Here is a 9989-nt window from a genome sequence, read left to right on the forward strand (position 1 = left end):
TGCCGCCTCGGGGGCGCTGCGGCGGTCTGAGCGGGAGCTGCTGTAGCGGGGTGGCCTGGGCATGCTGACACCTCTGGAAGCGGGCGCGCCACGGGCGGGCGGCGGCGGAGCGTTCACGGTAGCACGGAAAAGCCCGCCGCGCATGTGACAGGGCGTATCGGGGCGGGCCATGGCGCCCGCAGGGCCAGCCGCCTCGGGCATCATCCGCGCATGCACACCTGGATCGACACCCACTGCCATCTGGACGAGTTCGAGGCGCATGCCGGGCCCGCGCACCTGGCCCAGGTGCGCGCCGAGGCCGCGCGCGCCGGTGTCGCGCACTGCGTGCTGCCGGCGGTGGAGCTGGGCAACCTGGACGCCGTGCGCCGCCTGGCGCACCAGCACGGCGACAGCTACGCGCTCGGCATCCACCCGCTGTTCACCGGCCGCGCGGGCGATGGCGACGTGGACACGCTGGCCGGGGCGCTGCAGGCCCACCACGCCGACCCGCGCCTGGTCGCCATCGGCGAGATCGGCCTGGACTACTTCGTGCCCACGCTGGACGGCCCGCGGCAGGAGCGCTTTTACCGGGCGCAGCTGCAGCTGGCCCGGCGCTTCGACCTGCCGGTGATCCTGCACGTGCGGCGTTCGTCGGACAAGGTGCTCAAGGGCCTGCGCGAGCGGCCGGTGCGCGGCGGCATCGCCCATGCCTTCAACGGCAGCCTGCAGCAGGCCCAGGCGTTCATCGCCATGGGCTTCAAGCTCGGCTTCGGCGGGGCGGTCACGTTCGACCGCGCGCTGCAGCTGCGCCGGCTGGCGGCGGAACTGCCGCTCGAATCGCTGGTGCTGGAGACCGATGCCCCCGACATTCCCCCGCATTGGCTCTATGTGACCGCCGCCCAGCGGGCCGCCGGCGCACCGCCCGCGCGCAATGCGCCGGGCGAGCTGCCCCGCATCGCCGAGGTGGTGGCCGGGCTGCGCGGCATGCCGGTGGCGGAGCTGGCACAGGCCACGCGGGCCAACGCCTGTGCGGCGCTGCCGCGTCTGGGGGCGCTGCTGGCGATCTGAGCTTTTTGGGCCGCCAGAACAATCAGTACTAGGGCATGTTGCTATGATATTGATAGTAAACCGATGCTCCGCCGTGCGCCCCGGCCCGGTCTCGCGACACCGCGGGGCCCGCCGATTCCCCGTCCCCCTCTTTTTCTCCCCAATGCCCCCCGATGATGGCCGCCATGGATTCCGCCTCCGATCCGCCTGAGCCCTGGTTCCCCCCGCCTTCCGGTCCGGTGCCGGCGGCCGCCCCGCGTCTTGTCGGGCTGGCGCCGGTCGTCTCTGCGCGCACGGTGGTGCTGGTGCTCGGCAGCTTTCCCGGCGCGGCCTCGCTGCGGGCGGGGCAGTACTACGGGCACCCGCAGAACCACTTCTGGCGCATCCTGCAGGCGCTGTGGCCGCAGCCCGTGCTGCCGGGGCGTGACGACTACGCCGGGCGCTGCGCCTGGCTGCTGGACCGGGGCCTGGGCCTGTGGGACGTGTACGCCGCCTGCGAGCGCGAGGGCAGCCTGGACACCGACATCCGCAACGCCGTGGTGAACGATTTCCGGGCGCTGCGGGCGCAGTGCCCCCGCCTGGCCGCCATCGCCCACAATGGCGGGGAGAGCTTCCGGCACGCCAAGGCCGTGCGCGCCCACCTGGGGCTGCCGCCCGCGCTGCTGGAGGGCGGCGTGCAGTCCCTGCGGCTGCCCTCCACCAGCCCGGCCAACGCCTCGTGGAGCTTCGACAAGAAACTGAACGCCTGGGCTGCCGCCCTGGCCCCTTATGGATTGGTGTGACGATTTGACCCGCAAGAAAAACGACAGCGAAGCCCTGCCCGAGGTGAGCGTCTCCGACGATGGCGAGGTGCGCCACCTGCACCTGGGCACGCCGTGGATCCAGGGCTCCATGCGCGTGGCCGAGCCGTTCGAGCTCGAACTGGAATACGTGCAGCGCATGATGGCCTGGCTGCTCTTCGTCGAGCCCGCCAGCGTCACCAAGCGCCATGCGATGCAGCTGGGCCTGGGGGCCGGCGCCCTCACCAAGTTCTGCCACAAGAAGCTGCGCATGTGCGCCACCGCCATCGAGCTCAATCCCCAGGTGCTGGCCGTGTGCCGTGCCTGGTTCAAGCTGCCGCCCGACGGCCCCAAGCTGCGCGTGATCCTGGGCGATGCCGCCGCGGAGATCCGCGACCCGATGTGGCTGGGCACGGTGGATGCCCTGCAGGTGGACCTGTACGACCACGACGCCGCCGCGCCCGTGCTCGACAGCGCCGCCTTCTATGCCGACTGCCGGGCGCTGCTGTCCGAGGACGGCGCAATGACCGTCAACCTGTTCGGCCGCGCCTCCAGCTACGAGCGCAGCCTGGGCAAGATGGCCGAGGCCTTCGGCGCCGACGCGCTGTGGGCCTTCAAGCCCACGCGCGAAGGCAACACCGTGGTGCTGGCGCAGCGCACGCCCACGCGGCCCAAGCGCGCCGACCTGCTCGCGCGCGCCGAGGCCGTGCAGGCCCGCTGGGACCTGCCGGCCACCAAGTGGGCGCGCGTTTTCAAGCCGGTGGCCGCATGACGCGGGCCGCTCCGGCCTTCCGCCGTGGTGGGTGCTGGTGCTGCTTCCGCACCGCTGCGCTCGCCCTTCCTCACCTTTGAACGAGGCCCGCCCATGAGCACCGCCACCCCCACCGACACCCCGACGAAGCCCCCTGCCTATACCGGGCCGCTGGAGTGGCGCCGGCTGGTGGACTGGCTGCGGGCCGATGGCGTGATCTCGGCCGAGGAGGCCGCCCGCACCATCGCCCGCTGCTCGCAGGCCGAAAGCCGCCAGCACCCGCTCGTGCGCCTGGCCAACGTGGCGATGGCCCGCGCGAGCGATGGCCGCCCGCTCGATGCCGAGGCGCTCACGCAGTACCTGGCGCAGCGCAGCGGCCTGGCCTACCTGCGCATCGACCCGCTCAAGGTGGACGTGGGCCGCGTGGCCGACACCATGAGCGCCAGCTACGCCGAGCGCCACAAGGTGCTGCCCGTGCAGGTCACACCCAAGGAGGTGGTGATCGCCACGGCCGAACCCTTCATCGACGACTGGGTGGCCGAGGTGGAGCGCCAGGCGCGCCGCTCGGTGCGCCGCGTGGTCGCCAACCCGCAGGACATCCAGCGCTTCACCGCCGAGTTCTTCGCGCTGGCCAAGTCGGTGCGCGCCGCGCAGAAGGCCGGCGGGGCCTCGGCGGGCAGCAGCTTCGAGCAACTGGTGGAACTGGGCAAGAGCAACAAGCAGCTCGATGCCAACGACCAGGGTGTGGTCAAGGTGGTGGACTGGCTGTGGCAGTACGCCTTCGACCAGCGCGCGAGCGACATCCACCTGGAGCCGCGCCGCGAGCAGGGCGTGATCCGCTTTCGCATCGACGGCGTGCTGCACCCGGTCTACCAGATGCCCATGGGCGTGCTCAACGCGATGGTCTCGCGCGTGAAGCTGCTCGGGCGCATGGACGTGGTGGAAAAGCGCCGCCCGCAGGACGGCCGCATCAAGACCCGCAACCCGCGCGGCGACGAGGTGGAAATGCGCCTGTCCACGCTGCCCACGGCCTTCGGCGAGAAGATGGTGATGCGCATCTTCGACCCCGACAACGCCGTCAAGGACCTGGACGCGCTGGGCTTCGCGCAGCACGACGCCACGCGCTGGGAGGCGCTGGTCAAGCGCCCGCACGGCATCATCCTGGTGACCGGGCCCACGGGCTCGGGCAAGACCACCACGCTGTACTCCACGCTCAAGCGCGTGGCGACCGAGGAGGTCAACGTGAGCACGGTGGAAGACCCGATCGAAATGATCGAGCCCAGCTTCAACCAGACCCAGGTGCAGCCGCAGCTCGACTTCAACTTCGCCGAGGGCCTGCGCGCGCTGATGCGGCAGGACCCGGACATCATCATGGTGGGCGAGATCCGCGACCTCGCCACCGCCGACATGGCCGTGCAGGCCGCGCTCACCGGCCACCTCGTGTTCAGCACGCTGCACACCAACGATGCGCCCAGCGCCGTCACGCGGCTCATGGAGCTGGGCGTGCCACCCTACCTCATCAACGCCACGCTGCTGGGCATCCTGGCGCAGCGGCTGGTGCGCACGCTGTGCAAGCAGTGCAAGCAAAAGGACGAGGCGGCCTCGGCCGAGGCGCTGGCCGCCGTGGTCAAGCCGTGGAAGCTCAACGGCGGGTACCACCCGTACAAGCCCGTGGGCTGCGTGGACTGCCGCATGACGGGCTTCCATGGCCGCATGGGCCTGTACGAGCTGCTCACCGTGAGCGAGGCGCTCAAGGACCGCATCAACCAGGCGCCCTCCATCGACGTGCTGCGCCGCCAGGCCGTGCAGGACGGCATGCGCCCGCTGCGCCTGGCCGGCGCGCTGCGCGTGGCCGAAGGCATCACCACGCTGGAAGAAGTGATGGCGGCCACGCCGCCGATGGAGTAGGCCGCGTCGACGCGCGCGGCCCCGGGGGGGGGCGGCTGCGCGCGCGTTGCCCGTGCCGTGCCAGGCCCTCATCCACCGCCTGCGGATGCTCTGCCGCAGCGCGCCGGCGCGGCTTTTTCCGAGGCGCCACCCTGCGGTTTTCCCTAGGCGCTGGATAGGTGGAATCCACATCGATCCCGAGTGGACCGGACTGCACAATCGCCCGTCAAGTTCTTGTAAGGAGACGTTTTCGTGAAAATCAAGAGCCAGAAAGATTTCTTTTCGGGCCTCATGTTCATGGGTGTGGGCGTGGCCTTCGCGGTCGGTGCCTCCAACTACAACATCGGCAACGGCGCCCGCATGGGCCCCGGCTACTTCCCCCTGATCCTGGGCATCCTGCTCGCCATTCTTGGCGTGGCGATCACGTTCTACGCCACGGTGGTGGAGAGCGTGGATGGCGACAAGGTCGGCAAGTGGGCGTGGAAGCAGCTGTTCTTCATCCTGGCCTCGAACTTCGCGTTCGGCGTGCTGCTGGCGGGGCTGCCCTCGTTCGGCGTGCCGGCCATGGGGCTGATCGTCGCGATCTATGCGCTGGTGTTCATCGCCAGCCTGGCCGGCGACACCTTCAACGCCAAGGAAGTGTTTATTCTGGCCACCGTCCTCGCGGTGGGCAGCTACGTGGCTTTCGTGTGGGCGCTGAAGCTGCAGTTCCCTGTGTGGCCCAGTTTCATTTCGGGTTGAGCAGGAGCATCGAAGACCATGGAATTGTTTGACAACCTGGCGACCGGCTTCGGCGTCGCCTTCACGTTTCAGAACCTCATCTACTGCTTCATCGGCTGCCTGCTGGGCACGCTGATCGGCGTGCTGCCGGGCATCGGGCCCGTGGCCACCATCGCCATGCTGCTGCCCGCCACGTATGCGCTGCCCCCGGTGGCCGCGCTGATCATGCTGGCCGGCATCTACTACGGCGCGCAATACGGCGGATCGACCACGGCCATCCTGGTGAACCTGCCGGGCGAATCGTCCTCGGTGGTGACCGTGATCGACGGCTACCAGATGGCGCGCAAGGGCCGTGCGGGTCCCGCGCTGGCAGCCGCCGGCCTGGGCTCGTTCTTCGCCGGCTGCGTGGGCACGCTGATCCTGGCCGCCTTCGCGCCGCCGCTGACCGAAGTCGCCTTCAAGTTCGGCCCCGCCGAATACTTCTCGCTGATGGTGCTGGGCCTGATCGGCGCCGTGGTGCTGGCCTCGGGCTCGCTGCTCAAGGCGGTCGCCATGATCGTGCTGGGCCTGCTGCTGGGCCTGGTGGGCACCGACGTGAACTCGGGCGTCGCCCGCTACAGCTTCGACATCCCTGAACTGACCGACGGCATCAACTTCGTCGTGATCGCCATGGGCGTGTTCGGCTACGGCGAAATCATCGCCAACCTGTCCAAGCCCGAAGACGACCGCGAGGTGTTCACCGCCAAGGTGCACGGCCTCCTGCCGACCAAGGAAGACTTCAAGCGCATGATCCCCGCCGTGCTGCGCGGCACGGCCCTCGGCTCGGCCCTGGGCATCCTGCCCGGCGGCGGCGCGCTGCTGGCGGCCTTCGCGGCCTACACCATCGAAAAGAAGACCAAGCTGCAACCCGGCGAAGTTCCTTTCGGCAAGGGCAACATCCGCGGTGTGGCGGCCCCCGAGTCGGCCAACAACGCCGGCGCGCAGACCTCCTTCATCCCGCTGCTGACGCTGGGCATTCCGCCCAACGCCGTGATGGCGCTGATGGTGGGTGCCATGACGATCCACAACATCCAGCCTGGCCCCCAGGTGATGACGAGCAACCCCGAACTCTTCTGGGGCCTGATCGCGTCGATGTGGCTCGGCAACGCGATGCTGATCATCCTGAACCTGCCGCTGATCGGCCTGTGGATCAAGCTGCTGACCGTGCCTTACCGCTGGCTGTTCCCCTCCATCGTGCTGTTCTGCGCGGTGGGCGTGTACGGCACGAACAACAACACGTTCGACGTGTGGCTGGTCGGCATCTTCGGCTTCATCGGCTACCTGTTCCACAAGCTGGGCACCGAACCCGCGCCGCTGCTGCTCGGGTTCATCCTGGGCCCGATGATGGAAGAAAACCTGCGCCGCGCCCTGCTGCTGTCGCGCGGCGACTGGAGCGTGTTCGTCACGCGCCCCATCTCCGCCGGCCTGCTGGCTGCCGCTGTGCTGCTGCTCATCATCGTGCTGCTGCCAGCCGTGAAGAACAAGCGCGAGGAAGCCTTCGTCGAGGACTGACGTCCCGGCTGGGTACCCTCTCACGATTGAGAACGACGGCACCTTCGGGTGCCGTTTTTCTTGGGTGTCTCGGGCGCCTATGGAGTTGCACGACCAGGCGACCCGATCCGGTTTGACAAACGGATACAAGCCCATGCCCGGGTTTCGCTAGCCAGCGAGATGAAAGGCACGCTGGTACGCGGCGACCGAACGGCTACCGGCGCGCCACCTGCTTATCAGGTGAACCAGTCGATTCCCGAGGAGGTGAAGGTGTTGAACTGAAGGCGCTTGATGGCGTTTTGCATCTGGTAATTTGTATTTTTGGGTTTCGCACAGGGAGCGGTTGTTTCGGGCTGTGATGTCATGCAGGTCGCGCTGGCCGCCACGCTTCCGGCCATTGAAACACTGAGGTAAACACCATGGGCGTGAGCTCTTCCAAACCAAGTGGGCGCTCCAGCGGACCGGGCCGTGAAGTAGCTGGCGCAAGCTTGCCAACGCCACGTGATCAGCCATCATCCAGACGTTCTGGCACTCAGAGCAATAGTCACCTGAGTCACTTAGGTGCGTTGGGCCGCAATCGACCTGGCACATCCAGCACCGGCGTTGCAGCCCTACAGCCGGTACGGCAATCGCTCCCTTCTCCAGGGCAGGCGGTAGTGACCGATGTCCTGAAATTTGTGCGTGAAACCTACTACAAGCCCAATATGAAATCGGGCAACAAAGTAAAGGGAGAAGGTGGAGACGACGAGTTGCGCCGTCAAAAAAATGGCAACGCAAGAAGTCATACGGATTCGGAAGCAGGACGATCCCGTCGCCGCCGCCATGGCGGGGAAAGCCCACCAATGCGGAGAATTGACGGATCTGGCCATACATCATCTGCAAAAGCGACATATCCAAGCCCAATGTCTATCGCTTGGCGAAGATGAAGAAGGAGATGCACTGCATGAAGTCGCCATCATTGGGCCTGCTTCAAATCCCTTGCCTGTGGACATGACGGAGTGGCATCCAGACGTGTATGTCTGCGATCCCTGGGCCAACATCGCATGCAGTGCCAGGGACTATCCTAAACAGTTCGAGCAGAAGATGAAGAAGTGGCAGGATGCTGGCAAGCTGATTGGCTGTCCACCAGAAGGCTTTGTTCCGCCCAACAACGAGAAGTGGGTGAATGGCGTGCTTCATTCAAAAAAAAAAGGCGCTAGGGGCAGAGCTTCAATAGGCTGCGGATGTTCACTGATCACGGCGAAAGGCGATGTGGAACGGCGTCGCCTGAGGTCGTCAGCACCAAGGTGCACGATACCCACGGCATGCGTGGTCAAGGCATCACCGCAGAGTCCGGCAAGGGCGGGCAGTCCGTGCATTCCGGAGGGATGTTTTCGAAAACGATATCTCGACCCACTCGGACTTTATTCATCGGGACTTCGATATACCAATAGAGCTCTCCATTCATCCGGAGGTCGACCACTTCGCTTTCACCCATCAGCGTTTCCGGCTGGATACGGTACAGCCTCGCAAAGGCCGGCATGTTGAAGTCATGGTGCATCAAGCTTTGCAGAAAAGAGGCTTCGTAGTACTCGAGCCGATAGACCTTGCGTGGACTGATAGCGGTATGAAACAAGTGGGGCTGAGAGCCCTGCCACAGCCCCACGGCAAGCACCACCGTGATCAATAGCCAGGCGGTGCGCTTAAGTTTTTTCGCATGTTTTTTGTGTTCCCATCACCATGAAGACCTCTGAGCAATAGGCAGTTTGATGCGATGCACATTCGAGAGCACCATGAAATCACCACCCCTTTGATGCCGGTCCCGCCATCGGCGGAAGTCTTGGTTTTGCACGATGTATTTGTAGCCTTGCACCGATGCAGGGGGCTCATCCACTGCGACTTCTTCAATCGGCACATTCAACTGCGTGCGGATGCCACATTCCATCCCGTTGAAGCCCCAGCAGCCGAGGGGCTGGGAAATAGAGGACCTGCCATCATTGAAATCGTAGGCATCGCGCAAGTAGAACCCCAGTTCATCAATTTGCACGACAGCCTTGCCGTTTCCTAATGGGGTAACGATCCCGGTTGCGGCTACTTTGATCTGCGCTTCACCCATCGCCCCACAGAAATCGTCCATGGGATCACTCCATCGGCCAAATACCAGGTAGTTCACCTGACAGGTATTTTCGAGAACCTTTGCCGGAAGGGCCAAGTTGCCCAGTCGCCAGCATTGCTCCCCCATCCCCGGTCCTTCCCCTTCGGCTCCCTTGGCCACCGGCTTGCCGACGCCGACGCCGGCTCCGGGCACTCTGCGCCCCTACCTGCGTCCGCACCCGCCACGGGCGTGGCCGCCGGCATGGCGCTCGCCTTGGTCGGCGCCATTGCCTTCAGCGGCAAGGCCATCATCGTCAAGCTGGCTGGCTGGCTGGCTGGCTGGCTGGCTGGCTGCCGTGCTGCTGCCAGCTGTGAAAAACAAGCGCGAGGAAGCCTTCGTCGAGGACTGACGTCCCGGCTGGGTACCCTCTCACGATTGAGAACGACGGCACCTTCGGGTGCCGTTTTTCTTTGGGGCCGGTCGGGAGGAGGGTGCGAGGCTCAGGGCATGATTTCGGCATCGGTCAGCGGCGGACAGTCAGCGCACTCCGGCGGAATGTTCTCGAACACCACGTCGCGCCCTACACGCACCTTGTTCATGGGCGGGTTGAGGTACCAATACAACTGGCCGTTGATCCAGAGGTCCACTACATCGCTTTCGCCCAGCAAAGTCTCTGGATGGATTTTGTACAAGCGAACCAATGAAGGAATTTTCATTTGGTGGTAGCGCAGGCGCTGTACCAGCGAAGCGTCGTAATACTCCAGTCGATAGACCTTGCGAGGACTGATGGAGATGCCTTTCAATGTTGGAGTGCATGCATACCAAAGCGCTGCTGTCGCTGCGGCACAGAGCACGGCCCAGGATGCCCATCGAAGGTATTGGTTCGAAAAATTTTTCATGGATCTCACCAAGAGATTTTTTGTGGAAAAGGGAGCCGCACTCGATGCACATCCGATAGCACCATAAAGTCGCCTCCTCTTTGATTTTTCGTGCGCCAGTTGCGAAAGTCCTTGTTCTGGACGATGTACTTGCGGTTCTGCACGGCCGCAGGTGGTTCGTTCACGACCACTTCCTGCAGAGGCACGCTCAACTGCGTGCGAACTCCACACTCCACACCACTGAAGCCCCAGCAGCCCAGCGGTTGAGAAATGAAAGATTTGCCGTCATTGAAATCGTAGGCATCGCGCAAAATAGAAGCCCAGTTCATTGATGTCCACAGTCG

10 protein-coding genes are annotated in these 9989 nt (G+C 65.2%); 6 read left to right on the top strand and 4 right to left on the bottom strand.

The features are described from left to right. Window positions 1-210: 210 nt before the first annotated feature. The 6 genes from AC27IO_RS15840 (at window position 211) to AC27IO_RS15865 (ending at window position 6714) form a co-directional block, all read left to right on the top strand. Window positions 211-1047 carry a TatD family hydrolase gene (locus tag AC27IO_RS15840; RefSeq protein ID WP_498739612.1) on the top strand — a complete coding sequence of 279 codons (837 nt, stop codon included), beginning with the start codon at window positions 211-213 and terminating at the stop codon, window positions 1045-1047. A gap of 164 nt (window positions 1048-1211) precedes the next feature. Next, window positions 1212-1808 (top strand): DNA-deoxyinosine glycosylase, encoded by a 597-nt coding sequence (locus tag AC27IO_RS15845; protein WP_498739613.1) that lies wholly within the window; start codon window positions 1212-1214, stop codon window positions 1806-1808. Then, window positions 1795-2577 (top strand): class I SAM-dependent methyltransferase, encoded by a 783-nt coding sequence (locus AC27IO_RS15850; protein WP_372588158.1) that lies wholly within the window; start codon window positions 1795-1797, stop codon window positions 2575-2577. The genes AC27IO_RS15845 and AC27IO_RS15850 overlap by 14 nt, the downstream gene beginning before the upstream one ends. Before the next feature lie 93 nt (window positions 2578-2670). After that, window positions 2671-4464: a type IV pilus assembly ATPase TfpB gene (gene tfpB / locus AC27IO_RS15855; protein WP_284429960.1), complete on the top strand. Its 1794-nt coding sequence runs from the start codon at window positions 2671-2673 to the stop codon at window positions 4462-4464. A 231-nt stretch (window positions 4465-4695) separates the two neighbouring features. Beyond that, complete coding sequence (locus tag AC27IO_RS15860; RefSeq protein ID WP_284429961.1) at window positions 4696-5184, top strand: tripartite tricarboxylate transporter TctB family protein; 489 nt, start codon at window positions 4696-4698, stop codon at window positions 5182-5184. An 18-nt stretch (window positions 5185-5202) separates the two neighbouring features. Next, the gene (locus tag AC27IO_RS15865; protein WP_272567665.1) at window positions 5203-6714 is read left to right on the top strand and encodes a tripartite tricarboxylate transporter permease; all 1512 of its coding nucleotides are present in this window, start codon (window positions 5203-5205) and stop codon (window positions 6712-6714) included. A gap of 1291 nt (window positions 6715-8005) precedes the next feature. On the opposite strand, the gene AC27IO_RS15870 is transcribed toward AC27IO_RS15865, so the two are convergent. From AC27IO_RS15870 to AC27IO_RS15885, 4 genes are all read right to left on the bottom strand, one after another. Next, complete coding sequence (locus tag AC27IO_RS15870) at window positions 8006-8350, bottom strand: hypothetical protein (protein WP_498739622.1); 345 nt, start codon at window positions 8348-8350, stop codon at window positions 8006-8008. Between the two features lie 57 nt (window positions 8351-8407). Continuing rightward, window positions 8408-8914, bottom strand: a complete 507-nt coding sequence (locus tag AC27IO_RS15875; protein WP_498739617.1) for a DUF6402 family protein — start codon at window positions 8912-8914, stop codon at window positions 8408-8410. 353 nt (window positions 8915-9267) lie between these two features. Further along, window positions 9268-9666: a hypothetical protein gene (locus tag AC27IO_RS15880; protein WP_498739618.1), complete on the bottom strand. Its 399-nt coding sequence runs from the start codon at window positions 9664-9666 to the stop codon at window positions 9268-9270. Between the two features lie 5 nt (window positions 9667-9671). Continuing rightward, the coding region (locus tag AC27IO_RS15885; protein ID WP_498739620.1) for a DUF6402 family protein at window positions 9672-9989 on the bottom strand (318 nt) is incomplete at its 5' end.

This window comes from Acidovorax sp. KNOB132 (assembly GCF_057541515.1).

What these genes read in the sequence shown, in the direction of transcription:
- AC27IO_RS15840 (WP_498739612.1), top strand. Translation starts at nt 211, where the DNA reads ATGCACACCTGGATCGACACCCACTGCCATCTGGACGAGTTCGAGGCG.
- AC27IO_RS15845 (WP_498739613.1), top strand. Translation starts at nt 1,212, where the DNA reads ATGGATTCCGCCTCCGATCCGCCTGAGCCCTGGTTCCCCCCGCCTTCC.
- AC27IO_RS15850 (WP_372588158.1), top strand. Translation starts at nt 1,795, where the DNA reads ATGGATTGGTGTGACGATTTGACCCGCAAGAAAAACGACAGCGAAGCC.
- tfpB (WP_284429960.1), top strand. Translation starts at nt 2,671, where the DNA reads ATGAGCACCGCCACCCCCACCGACACCCCGACGAAGCCCCCTGCCTAT.
- AC27IO_RS15865 (WP_272567665.1), top strand. Translation starts at nt 5,203, where the DNA reads ATGGAATTGTTTGACAACCTGGCGACCGGCTTCGGCGTCGCCTTCACG.
- AC27IO_RS15875 (WP_498739617.1), bottom strand. Translation starts at nt 8,914, where the DNA reads ATGGGGGAGCAATGCTGGCGACTGGGCAACTTGGCCCTTCCGGCAAAG.
- AC27IO_RS15880 (WP_498739618.1), bottom strand. Translation starts at nt 9,666, where the DNA reads ATGAAAAATTTTTCGAACCAATACCTTCGATGGGCATCCTGGGCCGTG.